Source organism: Leisingera thetidis (assembly GCF_025857195.1).
GTDB classification, from domain to species: Bacteria; Pseudomonadota; Alphaproteobacteria; order Rhodobacterales; family Rhodobacteraceae; genus Leisingera; species Leisingera thetidis.
Map to the genome: position 1 here is coordinate 1,778,782 of NZ_CP109787.1, position 16,697 is coordinate 1,795,478.

The window sequence follows — 16,697 nt, forward strand, 5'->3', positions numbered from 1 at the left end:
CCGGAGCCCGGGTGGCGGTTACAGGAGCTGGCGCCCGGTAGGTCGCAGAAGCTGGTGCGGGGGCCGCGGCGGGCGGGGGGGCAATGGGGGCCACCGGCTCGCAGGCTGCTGTCACAGCGGCAAGAGGCAGCGCGGCAAACAGGAAGTGTATCCGCATCGGGTACCTTTCTCTTTGGAGAATACTGATCAACAAACAATCCGGTAACCAGCTTACTTGATCCGGCGCCGCAAATCAAAGCCAACCCGCCGCAAAACGGGCGGCAGCGGGGCCGGAACCGGCCAATGGCTCAGCCGCCGGTGCGGATGCTGATGCTGCCATCCCGGTTGCGCTGCGCGCAGGAGGCTTCGGTCAACGGCTCCAGATACGGACCCGCGGGAGCCGAAGCGCTGCGCTGCGTGCAGCGTTTCAGGGTGATCTGCTGATAGCCCTTGGCGGCCATGCAGGACTTTTCCAGACGCTGGCGCAGCGGCTTGTTCACGTCCACCGTGTAGATGCTGCCGTCCACCCAATAGCCGGGGCGGTAATAGCAACCGCCGCTGTGGCAGACTTTGCGCCCGGGGTAGAAGATTGGCGGATTCTGGCGGATTTCATTGGCGACCGGCGCGTCTTTCAAGGCCGCCGCCTGGCAGCCGAGCTCGTCGGTTTGCAGGCGGGCGGTCTCGGTTCCCGGTTTGTAGTAGACCGGAAGCGGCCCGCAGGCTGCCGCGCCGAGCAGCAGCAGGGATCCGCAAAGGAACTTCAGCGGCTTGAACATGAGGCAAGAATGGCTGCAATCAGAGCATGTTACAATTAAATTGACCGTGAAAGCGGCTTCTGTCATTCACGTCGGGCGAAACTCTGCCCGAAATTCCGCCAAGGGATGCGCAAATGAAGGTCATTATCTGCGGTGCGGGCCAGGTCGGCTGGCAGATCGCCCGGCACCTGTCCGGCGAGCACAATGATGTCACCGTTGTTGACAACAACCCGGAGCTGGTGCGGCGGGCCACCGATACGCTGGACGTGCAGGGGATCCACGGCTTTGCCTCTTATCCGGATGTGCTGGAGCGGGCCGGGGCGCGGGATGCCGACATGATCATCGCTGCCACCCATTCGGACGAGGTCAACATGGTGACCTGCCAGGTGGCGCATTCGGTGTTCAAGATCCAGCGCAAGATTGCCCGCCTGCGGGCCAAGAGCTATCTGACCGCGATCTATTCCGACCTTTATCAGCGCGAGCATCTGCCGATCGACGTGGTGATCAGCCCGGAACGCGAAGTGGCTGCGGCAGCGATGCAGCGGCTTTCGGCCCCGGCAGCGTTTGACACCGAAACCTTCATGGGCGGGCAGGCGCAGCTGCTGGGGATCCAGATCGACGAACATTGCCCGGTGGTGAATACGCCGCTGCGTCAGCTGACCGACCTGTTCTCCACCCTGCGGGCCATCGTGGTCGGGGTGCGCCGCGAAGGCACGCTGTTCGCGCCTGAGCCGGGTGACCAGCTGTTTGTGGGCGACAGCTGCTATGTGTTCAGCCATTCCGATGACGTGCCCCGCACAATCGAAGTTTTCGGCAAGAAGGAAAAGCGCCAGGACCGGGTGGTTGTGGTCGGCGGCGGCAATGTCGGGCTGGAAGTGGCCAAGGCGCTGGAGGCCGGTACCGGGCGGATCCGCGCCAAGATGATCGAGCGCGACCGCAAATGCGCCGAGCGCGCGGCCGAGGAACTGGAGCGCACGATCGTGCTGCACGGCGACGGTCTGGACCGGGCGCTGATGATCGAGGCGGGCATCGACAAGGCCGATGCCATGCTGGCGGTGACGGATGATGATAAGACCAACATGCTGGCCGCAGTGCGCGCCAAGGCCGAAGGCTGCCCGCTGGCGATTGCGCTGATCAATGACCCGACACTGGTGCCGCTGCTGCCGCACCTGGGGATCGATGCCTACATCAATCCGCGGTCCACCACGGTCAGCTCTATCCTGCGCCACATCCGCTATGGCCGGGTGCGGCAGGTCTACTCATTGGGCGATGCCGAGGCAGAGATGATCGAGGCCGAGGTGCTGTCGACCTCGCCGATTGCCGGCCAGATGATCCGGGAAACGGATTTCCCCGAAGGCGTGCTGGTCGGCGGGGTGCTGAAAAACGGCGAAATGCTGCGCCCCTCGGGCCATATGCGGATTGAGGAGGGCGACGTGATCGCGCTTTTTGCTGTGGCCGCAGATGTGCCGGAGGTCGAGCGCCTGCTGCAGGTGTCGATCGACTATTTCTAAGATGCGCCGCGTGGTCAAAGCCCCCCTTGGCGTGCTGCGCCTGCCATTGTTCCTGCTGATCTGGGGCATCGGTTCGCTGGCGATGTGGGTGCCGGCCATCCATGCGCTGGTGCTGGACGATCACCACACCTCGCAAAGTTTCTTTTATTCCGGTGTCGCCGGGCTGATGCTGGTGGTGCTGATCGGCCTGTCGATGGGCAACCGGGTGCCGCGCTACGGGATGCCGGGGCAGCTGCTTTCCCTGTTGGCAACCTTCACCGTGCTGCCGCTGTTTCTGGCGGTGCCGGTGCAGGACGCTTTGGTCAGCACCCGGTATTTGAATGCCTATTTCGACATGGTCAGCGCGATCACAACCACCGGTGCCGACATCTGGGGCGACCCGGCGCGGCTGCCGCCAAGCGTGCATCTGTGGCGGGCCATTGTCGGCTGGCTGGGCGGGCTGCTGATGTGGGTTGCCGCCTCGGCCGTGCTGGCGCCGATGTCGCTGGGCGGTTTCGAGGTCACCGCCAAAGGCGAACCCGGCGGCGGCACGGCAGCGCCGGCACATATGGAAAAAGCCGATCCCCGCCGCCAGCTGGTGGAAGTCACCCGAACGCTGGCGCCGGTTTACGCGGGGCTGACCTTGGTGCTGTGGCTTTTGCTGATGATCACCGGCGAGCAGGCGCTGGCGGGGCTCAGCCACGCCATGTCGGTGATGGCAACCTCGGGCATTTCCGCAACCGGCGGGGTGGAATATGCCTCCAGCGGCATTGCCGGTGAGATGGTGATGTTCCTGTTCATGTTCTTTGCGCTGTCCCGGCTGACCTTTTCCAGCGACACGGTGACCGCGGGGCAGGGGCGCCTGGACAAGGATCCGGAATTCCGCACCGGGCTGCTGATCGTCTTCGGGGTGCCGCTGCTGCTGTTTTTGCGCCATTGGGTTGCCGCCTACGAGGTCAATGCGGGCGAGGATTTTCTGCTTGCGCTGAAGGCGTTGTGGGGCACCGTGTTCACAGTGATGTCCTTTCTGTCGACCACCGGCTTTGAGAGCGTTCACTGGGAGGCTGCACAGGCCTGGTCGGGACTTGAAACCCCGGGGATGATCCTGCTGGGGCTGGCAGTGTTCGGCGGCGGTGTGGCCACCACCGCGGGCGGGGTGAAACTTCTGCGCGTCTATGCGCTGTATCTCAACGGGCTGCGCGAGATGGAGCGGCTGGTGCATCCCCATTCGGTCAGCGGCGGCGGCGACCGCACCAAGCGGCTGCAGAAGAACGGTGCCTTTGTGGCCTGGGTGTTCTTCATGCTGTTTGCCCTGTCCCTGGCGCTGGTCAGCACCGCGCTGGCGGCGGTCGGCACTGATTTCGAGCAGTCGCTTGTCCTGGCGGTGGCCTCGCTGGCCACCACCGGGCCGCTGACCGAAAGCGCCAGCAGCACACCGATCGTGCTGAATCAGCTGGCGGCGCCGGCCAAACTGATCCTGTGCATCGCCATGGTGCTGGGGCGGCTGGAAACCCTGGCCTTCATCGCGCTGCTGTCGCCCAACCTCTGGCGCAGCTGACTGCCCTTGCTGGTAAAAAGTGTTTTTCAGCTGGAAACTTGTTTTTTCTCCGTCCATACTGGTCTTTAACGTGCGTGCTGGTCCGCAGCGCGTGGCAAGAACAAAGGCGAGATAATAAAAAATGGCTTCGGACAGACAGAATCTTCAGGATGCCTTCCTGAATCACGTTCGCAAAACCAAGGTTCCGGTTACAATCTTTCTGATCAACGGGGTCAAACTGCAGGGTGTGATCACCTGGTTCGACAATTTCTGCGTGCTGCTGCGCCGCGACGGACAGTCGCAGCTGGTCTACAAACACGCGATTTCGACCATCATGCCGGCCCAGCCGATCAGTCTCTATGAGGGTGAAGACTCCAATTGATGGAGCATGACAGGAAGCAGACCCGCGCCTGGGTCCTGCATCCGGAAATCAAATCCGACAGCGGGCGCCGCGACGCAGCCCCCGCGCTTGAGGAGGCCGTTGCGCTGGCAGCGGCTTTGCCCGATCTTGACGTGATCGGCTCCAACGTGGTGCGGCTGCCCAAGGCGCATGCGGGGATGCTGTTCGGCTCCGGCAAGATCGAGGAGCTGGCGGGCGTCCTGAAGGCGAATGAGATCGAACTGGTCCTGATCGACGGGCCGGTGTCCCCGGTGCAGCAGCGCAATCTGGAAAAGGCCTGGAAGGTCAAGATCCTCGACCGGACCGGGCTGATCCTTGAGATTTTCTCGGACCGGGCGGCGACCCGCGAAGGCGTGCTGCAGGTCGAAATGGCGGCGCTCAGCTATCAGCGGACCCGGCTGGTGCGGGCCTGGACCCACCTGGAGCGCCAGCGCGGCGGCCTGGGATTTGTCGGCGGACCCGGCGAAACCCAGATCGAGGCCGACCGCCGCGCCATCGACGACCAGTTGGTGCGGCTGCGCCGCCAGCTCGACAAGGTGGTGAAGACACGGACGCTGCACCGCGCCTCGCGCGCCAAGGTGCCGTATCCGATTGTGGCGCTGGTGGGCTACACCAACGCCGGCAAGTCCACCCTGTTCAACCGGCTGACCGGGGCCGAGGTGATGGCCAAGGACATGCTCTTTGCCACCCTGGACCCGACCATGCGCCGGGTCGAGCTGCCGGACGGTCCAGAGATTATCCTGTCCGACACGGTGGGATTCATCTCGGATCTGCCGACCGAGCTGGTGGCCGCTTTCCGGGCGACGCTGGAAGAGGTGCTGGCGGCGGATGTGATCCTGCATGTACGCGACATCAGCCATGAGGAGAGCGAGCAGCAGGCCAAGGATGTGGAGGCGATCCTGGCCTCGCTGGGGGTGGATGGAAACCGCGTCCGGATCGAGGTCTGGAACAAGCTCGACCAGCTGCCGCAGGAAGAGGCCGAGGCCCGACGCCAGCGTGCCGGGCGCGAGGACGGCATTCATGCGATTTCGGCGCTGAGCGGTGAAGGGCTGGAGCGGCTGCTGGCGGATATCGCCGAGAAGCTGCAGGGGGTGCGGCATGAGGAGTTGCTGAACCTCAGCTTTGCCCAGGGCAAGCAGCGCGCCTGGCTGTTCAAGGAAGACCTTGTGCAGAGTGAGGAACAGACCGAAACCGGGTTTGACATCACGGTGCTGTGGACTGACCGGCAGAAGGCCAAGTTCGAGAAACTGTGAGTTCCGGCAATTGGCACAAAAGGAAACGGGCGCAGATGCGCCCGTTTTTTATTGCCTGGGGATGATCCGGGTGATGCCGACGGCGGCGGCGCGGGCCAGTTCCTCGTCCAGCGACATCGGGATGTATTCACCGCGCCGCCAGAGCTGCGCCATGTCGTCGTAATAGCGCGACAAGGGGTGGCCGGACTGGCCGGTCGAAACGATGAAGACAGAACTGTCCGGATCGGCAAAATCATAGACCCCGCGGTAGCCGGCGGCGTGCACGTTCTGGAACGGATCCGGGTCCTTGCCCGAGCTTTTGCCGCGCTGCAGGGTGTTGTCGCTGCCGCTGGTGGACTGGCGGATATTCACGAAATAGCGCAGCAGCGGCACATCACCCAGCACGGGGTGGTCCTGAGCGGCCTGATGCGCGTCGCCCCAGCGCAGCGATTCCAGCGCGTCGCCATAGCGTTCTTCGATCCAGATCAGTGCATCGTCCAGCGCCAGCCGGGCCATGTCGGTGCAGCTTTCTTCCGGTGCGCTCTGGCGCACGTCGCACCAGGCAGAGGCGCCTTCCACATCGCGGTAAACCCGTTCGATGAACAATGGCTCCACATGGCGGAAGGATTTGGCAACCGGTCCCAGCTCATCGGTAATCAGCCGGTTTTGCAGCGCCCGGACCCAGGCGGCGTAGATCAGCGGCTCCGGCAGGTGCTCGTTCATCTCGCCGTTCCATTCAGACAGCAGGGTCAGGGCAATCTGGCGCTGGCGCTCGCGGGTGCCGGCGGCGGCGGCCTCGCCGGTGAACCACAGGTTTGCACCAATCAGCGGCAAGAGGGTGCGGGCAGTGTATGACACCGTGTCCAGCTGCGCCTCGATGAAGCTGTCGCGGGTATGCACCTCGCGGTTCTGCATCAGTTTCTGCCAGCGGTGGATGCGCTGGGTGTCGCCCCAGTCAAAGGAGACATGATTGGGGAAGGGCCGGTCGAGGACCTTGTTGTTGGTATTGCCCAAAATGCCGCCGGCGGGGCGGAGGAACTCTGGATTTCCGGAATAGGGCGTGCGGCCCTGCCAGCGGTTTTCCGGCCGCCAGCCCTGGCTTGGCATGCGGCCCTTGCTCTGATGGGCCGCGTCACGCAGCGGGAAGGCGCCGACGGTCTTGAGCGCAATGGTGTCCCTGTCCGCCAGCGTCAGGTTCTGCGAGGGCGCGACGAACTCCTCGCCGGCGGCGATGGCCTCCTGCACCGAGGTGCTGCGCATCAGGTTTATCGCCGCGCTCATCGAGGTGTCGTTTGGGCTGAGCACGGTCCAGCTGAGCGACACGACGTGGCTGGGCGGAGTGATCTCCGCAAGGTTGAACATGGAGCCGGGCAGCACCGGGCCATTGTCGGTCCAGCGCAGCGTCAGGGTGACGGGAGGCTCATCCTTGATCGTGATGATCGATGGGCGGGAGATGAACTCCTTGTATCCGTCAACCCCCAGGTATTCCTGGCGGTTTTCCGGGTTGAGCCGTTCGATGAACAGGTCCTGGTCATCGAGGTAGGAAGACGTGACGCCCCAGCCCAGGGTGTCGGACCGGCCGGTGATCACCGCCGGGATGCCGGGGATGGTGCCGCCGATCACCCCGCCGGTGCCCAGCTCCAGCCGCGCCAGGTACCAGACGCCCGGCGCGCTAAGGCCGAGGTGCGGGTCATTGGCCAGCAGCGTGCCGCCCGCCGCCGAGCGGCTGGGTGCCGCGGCCCAGGCGTTGGAGGCCCCAGCCAGCCCGCGCGGGGCAACCGGGAACAGCAGGCTGTCCGCTTCGGTGCTGTCCGCAGTCGCAAACTGCCGGGCTCCGGGCACAAGCTCGGCATATTCGGGCAGGGCGGCTAGGCCCGTGCCTGGCGCATCCGGCAGGATGTCCTTGATCCGGGCGGAGTCATTCAGAGCCAGCGAGGTGCGGGCACGCAGGATTTCTTCCTTCATGTGGCCGGAGAACTGCAGCGCCATCAGCTTCATGATGGCGATGCTGTCGGCGGGCTGCCAGGGGGCGACCGGCATGTTGAACAGGAACATCTCCGGCGCGCCGCGGCCAAGCGCGTCTTCGTTGATTTCTTGCAGCCGGGCGTTGACGCCGGCGGCGTAGGCCTTGAGCGCCGCCATGGCTTCCGGCGATTGCACCGCGACCGACTGCTGCGCCAGCCGGTAGATGTCCAGGCGGCGCAGGTAGGTGTCGGTTTCGACCGTGCGGGTGCCGAAGATTTCCGACAGGCGGCCCTGGGCGGTGCGGCGCATCACCGCCATCTGCCACAGCCGGTCCTGGGCATGGGCATAGCCAAGGCCGAAATAGACATCCTCGTCGCTGGCGCCGAAACTGCCGAAGATATGCGGCACGTTGGCGTTGTCGCGGACAATCTCCACCGGGGAGGAGAGGCCGGGCAGGGCAAGCTGCTTGTTGTATTCGGGCAGCGACTGCGAGGCGAGGTAATAGACCAGCAGGGCGGCCAGAACGCTCAGCAGAATCAGGCCCGCAGCAAGACGCAGAAGCCAGCGGAAAAGATGTCCCATCAGCGGTTGTTTTCCCTTGGGTTTTTGTCATTTCCATTGCCAGGCAGATTGCGCCCGGCGGCGGCGGTGGTAGGGTTGGCGCCAACATATGCGAAGACAGATCAGGGGAAAAGCAGATGGCAAAAATCGCGTTTCTGGGGCTCGGGGTCATGGGCTATCCGATGGCCGGGCACCTGCAGGCCGCGGGCCATGACGTCACCGTCTACAACCGCACCGAAGCCAAGGCCAACGCCTGGGTTCGTGAGCATGGCGGGCGGTTTGCGGCCACCCCGCGCGCTGCCGCTGCCGGGGCCGAATTCGTGATGGCCTGTGTCGGCAACGATGATGACCTGCGCTCGGTCTGCCTGGGGCCGGATGGCGCCTTTGCCGGCATCGGCAAGGGCGCGGTGTTTGTCGACCACACCACGGTATCGGCCAAGGTGACGCGCGAACTTTACGCTGCAGCGCAGGCGCACGGGGCCGCCTTTGTGGATGCGCCGGTCTCCGGCGGCCAGGCCGGGGCGGAGAATGGCGTTCTGTCGGTCATGTGCGGCGGCGATGGCGACGCCTATTCCAAGGCAGAGCCGGTGATGGATGCCTATGCCCGGATCTGCCGCCGGATTGGCGGCAGCGGTGCCGGTCAGATGACCAAAATGTGCAACCAGATCGCCATTGCCGGGCTGGTCCAGGGCCTGAGCGAAGCGCTGCATTTCGCCGAAAAGGCCGGTTTGGACGGGCGTGCGGTTGTTGAGGTGATCAGCCAGGGCGCGGCCGGCAGCTGGCAGATGGCCAACCGCTATGAAACCATGCTCGACGACCACTTCGAGCACGGCTTTGCGGTGGACTGGATGCGCAAGGACCTGGGCATCTGCCTGGATGCCGCGGATGAAACCGGCGCCAGCCTGCCGGTGACCGCGCTGGTCGACCAGTTCTACAAGGATGTGCAGAAGATGGGCGGCGGGCGCTGGGACACCTCGTCGCTGGTCAAGCGGCTGCGCGCGCTGGACTGACCGGCAGCGGAAAAATGGCCTTTCCCGCGGGGGAAAGGCCATGCCTTGGGCAGGGGTGTTTGTGTCCGGGAAGAAGCGGTGGCCGGACCGCCGCTTGGGCCGGCATGATCAGGGGATGATGCGGGTGTATTTGGTGCCTTCCAATGTGGCGCCGACGCGCAGGCCCGCCTGGCCGAAGACCACTGCCAGAACCGGCGAGGTCAGGGTGTTGGTGTCGGCTGTCAGCGCGTTGCCTTCGTCCTTGATCACATATTCCACATCGGCGCCTGCCGCCCAGCCGGAGGAGCGGCGGAAGCCCGCCAGCGCGCCTTCGGTCATGAAGAACAGCACATGGGCATATTGCTGGGCGCCGATCTGCAGGCCGGCATTGCCCTTGTAGGTGGCGTAATAGTCGACCGTGACGTCATTGATCCGCAGCGCGCCGCGGCCGTAGGCGCCGCCGAAGACGAATCCCGCCTCGGTTACCAGCGGCATTACCAGCATGCCGGTTGATTTTTCGGCCAAGGTGCGGGTGTTGGGGTATTGGCTGTACATCTGGTTCAGCGTGGCGTCGACGCGGGCATCGATTGTGGCGGCGTTGCTGTTGCCGACGCCATTGCCGCAAGCGGCGGTAACGCCCGCGCCGGCCAAAGCAGTCAAGGCAAAGCCGCGGCGGGTCATGCGTGAAGAGGAAATATCGCTCATATTTCAGGTGCCTGTAATGATTTGCTCCAAGGCCGGTTTGGTCCGGCTCTGGCCTTTGTATACGCGGAAAACCGCTGCCTGTCATCCGCTGCAAGGCGGACATTGGCGGCTTCCCGCTGAATCGATCCGGCGCAGATGCGCCAGCGGCGTCAGCCGTTCAGAAGCCGTGCCGCAGCAGGTGCGAAATAGGTGAGCACCCCGTTGCAGCCCGCCCGTTTGAAGGCCATCAGGCTTTCCATCATCACTTTTTCGCCGTCGATCCAGCCATTCTGGGCTGCCGCCTGGATCATCGCGTATTCGCCGGAGACCTGATAGGCATAGGTCGGCACCCCAAAGGCGGATTTCACCCGCTGGCAGATGTCCAGATACGCAATCCCCGGTTTGACCATTACCATGTCAGCGCCTTCCTGCAGGTCACGCTCGATCAGCCGCAGGGATTCGTCGCTGTTTCCGGGGTCCATCTGGTAGGTCTGCTTGTCGCCTTTCAGCGCGCCGGTTGCTCCGACCGCATCGCGGAACGGCCCGTAATAAGCAGAGGCATATTTGGCCGAGTAGGACAGGATCGCCACATTGTGGTGGCCCGCCTGTTCCAGCGCGCTGCGCATGGCGCCAATGCGCCCGTCCATCATGTCGGACGGGCCGATGATGTCGGCGCCTGCTTCGGCCTGGGCCAGAGTCATCTTGACCAGCGCCTCGACAGTCGCGTCATTGACGATCTCGCCGTCAACGACATATCCGTCATGGCCGTTGACGTTGTAGGGGTCGAGCGCCACGTCCGTCATCACCGCGATGTCCGGCGCCGCCTGCTTGATCGCCCGGATAGCCCGGTTGGTCAGGTTGTCCGGGTTCCAGGCCTCGGCGCAATCCTCGGTCTTGAGCGACGCATCGGTGTAGGGAAACAGGCAGATGGCCGGGATTCCCAGGGCCTGGGCCTCAACAGCCGCTTCGGCAATCCTGTCCACCGAGCGGCGCAGCACGCCGGGCATCGAGGCGACCGGTTCTTCCATCCCTTCGCCCTCGCGGACAAACACTGGCCAGATCAAATCGGCTGCGGTCAGGGTGTTTTCCCGGACCAGATTGCGGATGGACTGGCTGGCACGGGTGCGGCGCAGGCGGGCGGCGGGAAAGGGCGCGACGGTGGGCTTCATGGCGGTCTCTCGTTTGGGCTGGCCAATGGGTGGCACACAAGCCGCCCCGGGAACAAGAGGCACATTCGCCGCGCCGGAAAACTTGTGTGCCCTGCGGGCTTGCCTGCGGAGGATTCCCGGTTGATATAGGGCCGGTTACACAACACAGGCCCAGCGGGCCGGCAGCGGCAAGACGGGGGCTGGATTGGACCTGCTTCATATTATCTATGAGATGATTGACCTGCGGTCTTTCTCCAACCTGTGGTATTGGATTTCGCTGGCGGTTCTCTGGTCGTCCGCCAGCCACTGGATCCTGGGGGTCCCTTACGACATGGTCTACCGGGCGCGGCGCAAGGGCGGCCAGGCGGAACAGGACCTGGAAGATATCGCCCGGGTCAACGTGAACCGGATGCTGTACATCGCCGAAGTGTCCGGCCCTTGGGTTGTTGCCTCGGCGTGTTTCCTGCTGTCGGCTCTTGCGACGCTCGGGTTTGTCTATCTGCTGGAGATTGCGCAGGCGGTGTTCATGCTGGCCTTTCCGATGTCCGTGGTCGGGCTGATCAGCTTTTTCACCGCGCGCCGGATCGCGCAGGAGGGGGCCTCGGGCGAAGTTTTGCGGAAGCGGCTGGCGTTTTGCCGGTTGTACATCCAATTCGTCGGCATGGTCTCAATTCTGGTCACAGCGTTCTGGGGAATGTACCAGAACCTCATGATCGGGGCATTGTGACAGACGGGCGGACCCCGTTAAGGGCTTCTGGAAAGGATAAGGCATGGCACAGCGTGCAATCACTATGGGCGGCGCGCCCGAAGGGTTCGATGCCCGGCTGATCCTGAAGGAAGCGCAGACATCCGGCGCGCCGGTGCTGCATGTGGCGCGCGATGACAAGCGGATGGAAGCGATGCGGGCCGCATTGGCCTTTTTCGCCCCGGACATGCCGGTGTTCATCTTCCCGGGCTGGGACTGTCTGCCCTATGACCGGGTGTCGCCCAACGCCGATATCTCGGCGGCGCGGATGGCAACGCTGGCAGCACTGGTGCATCAGATGCCCAGCCAGTTCGTGCTGCTGACCACGCTCAACGCGGCCAGCCAGCGGGTGCCGGCCCGGTGGGTTCTGCGCGAGGCTGCCTTTACCGCCCGTGTGGATCACCGGATTGATGAAAGCGCGCTGCGCAGCTTCCTGGTGCGCATGGGGTTTACCCAAAGCCCGACGGTGATGGAGCCGGGCGACTATGCGATCCGCGGCGGCATCATCGACATCTTCCCGCCGGGCGAAAGCGGCCCGGTGCGGCTGGACCTGTTCGGCGATGTGCTGGATGGCGCGCGGCGGTTCGATCCGGGCTCGCAGCGCACGACTGAGAAGCTCGAGGTGGTGGAACTGGCGCCTGTCTCGGAGGTCATTCTGGACGAGGCGGCAGTCACCCGGTTCCGGCAGAACTACCGGATCGAGTTCGGGGCAGCCGGTACTGACGACCCCTTGTATGAGGCGGTGAGTGCCGGGCGCAAGCATCAGGGCATCGAACACTGGCTGCCGTTCTTTCACGAAAAGCTGGAAACGCTGTTCGATTACCTGCCGCAGGCCACCGTGACGCTGGACGACCAGGTGACACCGGCCCGGCTGGCGCGCTGGGAGACCATCAAGGACCAGTATGAGACCCGCAAGCATGCGATGGCGCAGAAAGGGCGGATCGATACTGTTTACAAACCGGCGCCGCCGGGGCTTTTGTACCTGGATGAAGCGGCTTGGGAGGCGGCGTCAGCAGAGCACCGCGTGGTGCAGCTCCATCCGCTGCCGCAGGCGTCTGGACCTGGCACCGTGGATGCCGGCGGGCGGATCGGCCGCAACTTCGCGCCGGAGCGGCAGCAGGAAAACATCAGCCTGTTTGGTGCCTTGGCGGATCATATTAAAGCGCGGATGCAAGAGGGTCCGGTACTGATCGCCTCTTATTCCGAAGGCGCGCGCGAACGTTTGACCGGCCTGATCGAGGACGAGGGCCTAGCCGAAGCGATCCCGGTCATGGATGGCACCCGTATCGGCAAATCCGGACTGCATCTGGCGGTCTGGGCGCTGGAGCACGGGTTCGAGGCGCCGGACATGACGGTAATCTCGGAACAGGATGTTCTGGGCGACCGGCTGATCCGCGCGCTGAAGAAACGCCGCAAGGCGGAGAACTTCCTGACCGAAACCCAGTCGCTCAGCCCCGGCGATCTGGTGGTGCATGTGGACCACGGCATTGGCCGCTACAAGGGGCTGGAGGTGGTGACTGCCGCGGGTGCGGCACATGAATGCATCCTGCTGGAATATGCCGAACAGTCGAAGCTGTATCTGCCGGTCGAAAACATCGAGCTGCTGTCGAAATACGGCCATGAAGAGGGGCTGCTGGACCGCTTGGGCGGCGGCGCCTGGCAGGCGAAGAAAGCCAAGCTCAAGGAACGCATCCGCGAGATGGCGGACAAGCTGATCCGCATCGCCGCCGAGCGCGCCCTGCGCAAGGCGCCGGTGATGGACCCGCCGCCGCATGCCTGGGAGGAGTTTTCGGCACGCTTCCCGTATCAGGAAACGGATGACCAGCTGCGCACGATCGAAGACGTGATGGAGGATCTGCACTCCGGCCTGCCGATGGACCGGCTGATCTGCGGCGACGTGGGCTTTGGCAAGACAGAGGTGGCAATGCGCGCGGCCTTTGTCGCCGCCATGTCGGGGCTGCAGGTGGCGGTGGTGGCGCCGACCACGCTGCTGGCCCGCCAGCACGCGGCGTCCTTCAAGGATCGTTTCCGTGGTTTTCCATTGCACGTCAGGCAGTTGTCCCGCTTCGTCAGCGCCAAGGAAGCCAGCCAGACCCGCGAAGGGCTGGCCAAGGGAACGGTCGATATCGTGGTCGGTACGCACGCGGTTCTGGCCAAGAACATCAAGTTCCAGAACCTTGGCCTGCTGATCATCGACGAAGAGCAGCATTTCGGGGTCGCCCACAAGGAACGGCTGAAGCAGCTGCGCAGCGACATTCACGTGCTGACCCTGACGGCAACTCCGATACCGCGCACGCTGCAGTTGTCGCTGACTGGCGTGCGCGATCTGTCCATCATCGGCACGCCGCCGGTCGACCGGCTGGCCATCCGCACCTATGTGAGCGAATTCGACAGCGTCACCATCCGCGAGGCATTGCTGCGCGAGCATTACCGCGGCGGCCAGAGCTTTTACGTGGTGCCGCGCATCACCGACCTGCCGGAGGTCGAGGAATTCCTCAAGGCGCAGCTGCCGGAACTCACTTACGTGGTGGCGCACGGGCAGATGGCGGCGGGCGAGCTTGATGACCGGATGAATGCTTTCTACGACGGCAAGTATGATGTGCTGTTGGCGACGACGATCGTGGAAAGCGGGCTGGATATCCCGACCGCCAATACGATGGTAGTGCACCGCGCCGACATGTTCGGCCTGTCGCAGCTTTATCAGATCCGCGGCCGGGTCGGGCGTTCGAAAACCCGCGCCTATGCCTATCTCACCACCAAGCCGCGCCAGCGGCTGACGCCGGCGGCCGAGAAACGCCTGCGGGTGCTGGGGTCGCTGGATACGCTGGGCGCGGGCTTTACCCTCGCTTCGCAAGACCTTGATATCCGGGGCGCCGGCAACCTCCTGGGCGAGGAGCAGTCCGGCCAGATGCGCGATGTCGGCTATGAACTGTACCAGTCGATGCTGGAAGAGGCGATTGCCAAGATCAAGGCCGGCGGGATGGAGGGCCTCAGCGACGCCGACGACCAGTGGGCACCGCAGATCAACCTCGGCGTTCCGGTGCTGATCCCCGAGGATTACGTGCCGGATCTGGACGTGCGGCTGGGCCTGTACCGGCGTCTGTCGTCGCTCAGCACCAAGGTGGAGCTGGAGGGCTTTGCGGCTGAGCTGATCGACCGCTTTGGCAAGCTGCCGAAGGAGGTGAACACCCTGATGCTGGTGGTGCGGATCAAGGCAATGTGCAAACGGGCCGGGATTGCCAAGATGGACGGCGGGCCCAAGGGCGCGACGATCCAGTTCCACAACGACAAGTTCGCCTCCCCTCAGGGGCTGGTAGAGTTCATCCAGGCGCAGAATGGGCTGGCCAAGGTCAAGGACAACAAGATCGTCGTGCGCCGCGACTGGAAGAAGGACAGCGACAAGATCAAGGGGGCGTTCGCCATTGCCCGCGATCTGGCGGAGAAAGTCGTGGCGGAGAAGAAGAAGGCCAAGGCCGGGTAAGCAGGGCCAGGGAAAGCAAATTTCCCTAGTAAATGCATGTGCCGAAGTCTTCTCAGCCGCAGCAGCGGTCCGGCACCATGGCCGCCTGGGCACAGAAACAGGAGGCTCCGACTGCACGGTCAGCGCGGGCAAGAGCGATGTCGAGTTTCTGTTTTATGTGTTTGATCTCAACAGTTTCGCTGCGGGCCTTCAGACAATCGTGCAGCCCCTTGAGGCTCCAGATATTGTCCGGATGGATTGACGCGCGCGGCAGGCTGGCGTCCAGCCCGAGGTCGGCGCGGTAGACGGCCTCGGCTTCGTCCGTTTGCCCCTGCTCAAACAGCAGCGCCCCCAGGGCGTGGCGGGCCGGCTGCATCCACCCCCAGGGCTCATCATAGGGCAGCGTGTCGTCTAATTCGGCAGACCGCCGCAAATGGGCAAATGCCGTGTCATGGTTGCCCTTGCGGTATTCGATCTCGCCCCGCAGCATTTCGGCTGCAATGTCCAGCAGATCAACCACCCGGTTATTGTGCAGCAGGCGGGTTTCCGGAACCCGGGCCCTGGCGGCGAGGAAAAGCAACTCCTCAGCCTCGGCCTGTTCCACGCGGCCCGTCGCGGCAAAGGCGATGGCGCGGGCATAACGGGTATTGGCTGCAAGGGTCAGGTACAGGTCCGGGTCCGCGGGCAGTTCCAGCGCCATCGCCTCCTCCCAGCGGCCGAAACGCACCAGGATATGCGGAAGCATCGCCATGTAGCTCTCGAAATAATCCGCCATCGGCGGGCTTTCTATCCGCAGAAAGTCCTCTGGCGTGGTGTCCAGAATGCCCTGATTGGCCTGCAGTGCCGGTTCGATCCGGCCCAGGAACATGGCGCCGTAAATGACGAAGTGATAATTGTGCTGGCGGTAGCCGGTGTAGATGTTGAAGGCGCCTTCGCGCTGGTAATACTTGAGATCCGCCTCGATCGCTTTCTGGTTCCAATGCACCACACTGTGATAGTCGCCGCACAAGACGTCGATATGGGTGGGCATATGCACCAGGTGGCCGGCATCCGGCACCAGCGTGCGCAGCACATCCGCGGCCTTCAGGGCTTTCTCCGGCGCGGGCGACATCTCCATCAGATGCACGTAAAGATGCAGAAGGCCGGGATGCTGCATGGCACCGGGAGCATGTTCCATCGCCCATTCCAGCACCTCCTGCGCTTCCAGCGTGGCGGCGCCCTCGGCAGGCTGGCCGGACTTCAGGTCCCACATCTGCCAGGGTGTCAGGTTCAGCAGGCTCTCGGCGTAGACCGTGCGCAGGTCCAGGTGGTCCGGGCAGGCGGCGAAGGCCGCGCGCATCGCCTCGGCAAAGGCATAGTCCCAGGCGTGCATGTCCTCCACCGCTTCGCGCTGGGGATAGCGGGCCTGCAGGGCGCGGATCAGCTGCTGTTCGGGTTCCGTGCAGCCCTTGATGCAGGCCAGGGCGGACTGCGCCGCATCATGGGCCTCGGCCAGCGCCTTGGCCCGGCCCTTGTCGTCGCGCAGGGCCCAAGGCAGGTTGTAGTTCGGGCCGGCCGCATAGGCGACGCCCCAATGGGCCATGGCGCAGCCAGGGTCATATGCCAGCGCCTGCTGGAAACACTTGATGGCTTCCTCGTGGTTATAGCCGTAAGTCCACACCAGGCCGCGGTCAAACCAGCGCTGTGCCTCGGGCGAAGAGGTGGTCACCGGGCAGGAATAGCGGCCGAGATCATAATCGTAGCTCATAAAAA

At 64.1% G+C, this 16,697-nt stretch carries 12 protein-coding genes; 7 read left to right on the forward strand and 5 right to left on the reverse strand.

What is annotated here, in order from left to right; translation table 11 throughout:
- Positions 1-287: 287 nt before the first annotated feature.
- Positions 288-821 (reverse strand): hypothetical protein, encoded by a 534-nt coding sequence (locus OKQ63_RS08495; RefSeq protein ID WP_264213497.1) that lies wholly within the window; start codon positions 819-821, stop codon positions 288-290.
- 47 nt (positions 822-868) lie between these two features.
- Between OKQ63_RS08495 and trkA the strand changes: the two genes are divergently transcribed.
- The 4 genes from trkA (at position 869) to hflX (ending at position 5,414) form a co-directional block, all read left to right on the forward strand.
- A complete protein-coding gene (trkA, locus tag OKQ63_RS08500) occupies positions 869-2,245 on the forward strand; it encodes a Trk system potassium transporter TrkA (protein WP_264213498.1) in 1,377 nt (458 codons plus the stop codon).
- A gap of 1 nt (position 2,246) precedes the next feature.
- On the forward strand, positions 2,247-3,782 hold the full coding sequence (locus OKQ63_RS08505; protein WP_264213499.1) for a TrkH family potassium uptake protein: 1,536 nt from the start codon (positions 2,247-2,249) through the stop codon (positions 3,780-3,782).
- A gap of 121 nt (positions 3,783-3,903) precedes the next feature.
- Complete coding sequence (gene hfq, locus OKQ63_RS08510; protein ID WP_005611588.1) at positions 3,904-4,143, forward strand: RNA chaperone Hfq; 240 nt, start codon at positions 3,904-3,906, stop codon at positions 4,141-4,143.
- The gene (hflX, locus tag OKQ63_RS08515; protein WP_264213500.1) at positions 4,143-5,414 is read left to right on the forward strand and encodes a GTPase HflX; all 1,272 of its coding nucleotides are present in this window, start codon (positions 4,143-4,145) and stop codon (positions 5,412-5,414) included. Before hfq ends, hflX begins: the two co-directional genes overlap by 1 nt.
- 48 nt (positions 5,415-5,462) lie before the next feature.
- Here the strand turns inward: hflX and OKQ63_RS08520 are convergent, their stop codons facing one another.
- Positions 5,463-7,940 (reverse strand): penicillin acylase family protein, encoded by a 2,478-nt coding sequence (locus OKQ63_RS08520; protein WP_264213501.1) that lies wholly within the window; start codon positions 7,938-7,940, stop codon positions 5,463-5,465.
- Positions 7,941-8,056: 116 nt separating this feature from the next.
- Between OKQ63_RS08520 and OKQ63_RS08525 the strand changes: the two genes are divergently transcribed.
- Positions 8,057-8,929: an NAD(P)-dependent oxidoreductase gene (locus OKQ63_RS08525; RefSeq protein WP_264213502.1), complete on the forward strand. Its 873-nt coding sequence runs from the start codon at positions 8,057-8,059 to the stop codon at positions 8,927-8,929.
- Positions 8,930-9,037: 108 nt separating this feature from the next.
- Here OKQ63_RS08525 and OKQ63_RS08530 read toward each other — a convergent pair whose 3' ends face one another.
- Together OKQ63_RS08530 and hemB are read right to left on the reverse strand one after the other, a co-directional pair.
- Positions 9,038-9,613 carry a lipid-binding SYLF domain-containing protein gene (locus tag OKQ63_RS08530; RefSeq protein WP_264213503.1) on the reverse strand — a complete coding sequence of 192 codons (576 nt, stop codon included), beginning with the start codon at positions 9,611-9,613 and terminating at the stop codon, positions 9,038-9,040.
- Positions 9,614-9,762: 149 nt separating this feature from the next.
- The gene (gene hemB, locus OKQ63_RS08535; RefSeq protein WP_264213504.1) at positions 9,763-10,761 is read right to left on the reverse strand and encodes a porphobilinogen synthase; all 999 of its coding nucleotides are present in this window, start codon (positions 10,759-10,761) and stop codon (positions 9,763-9,765) included.
- Between the two features lie 184 nt (positions 10,762-10,945).
- Between hemB and OKQ63_RS08540 the strand changes: the two genes are divergently transcribed.
- Positions 10,946-11,467 carry a component of SufBCD complex gene (locus OKQ63_RS08540; protein ID WP_264213505.1) on the forward strand — a complete coding sequence of 174 codons (522 nt, stop codon included), beginning with the start codon at positions 10,946-10,948 and terminating at the stop codon, positions 11,465-11,467.
- 43 nt (positions 11,468-11,510) lie between these two features.
- Positions 11,511-14,966, forward strand: coding sequence for a transcription-repair coupling factor (gene mfd, locus OKQ63_RS08545; protein WP_264213506.1), 3,456 nt, complete (start codon positions 11,511-11,513; stop codon positions 14,964-14,966).
- A gap of 52 nt (positions 14,967-15,018) precedes the next feature.
- On the opposite strand, the gene OKQ63_RS08550 is transcribed toward mfd, so the two are convergent.
- Positions 15,019-16,692: a tetratricopeptide repeat protein gene (locus tag OKQ63_RS08550; protein ID WP_264213507.1), complete on the reverse strand. Its 1,674-nt coding sequence runs from the start codon at positions 16,690-16,692 to the stop codon at positions 15,019-15,021.
- Positions 16,693-16,697 lie beyond the last annotated feature (5 nt).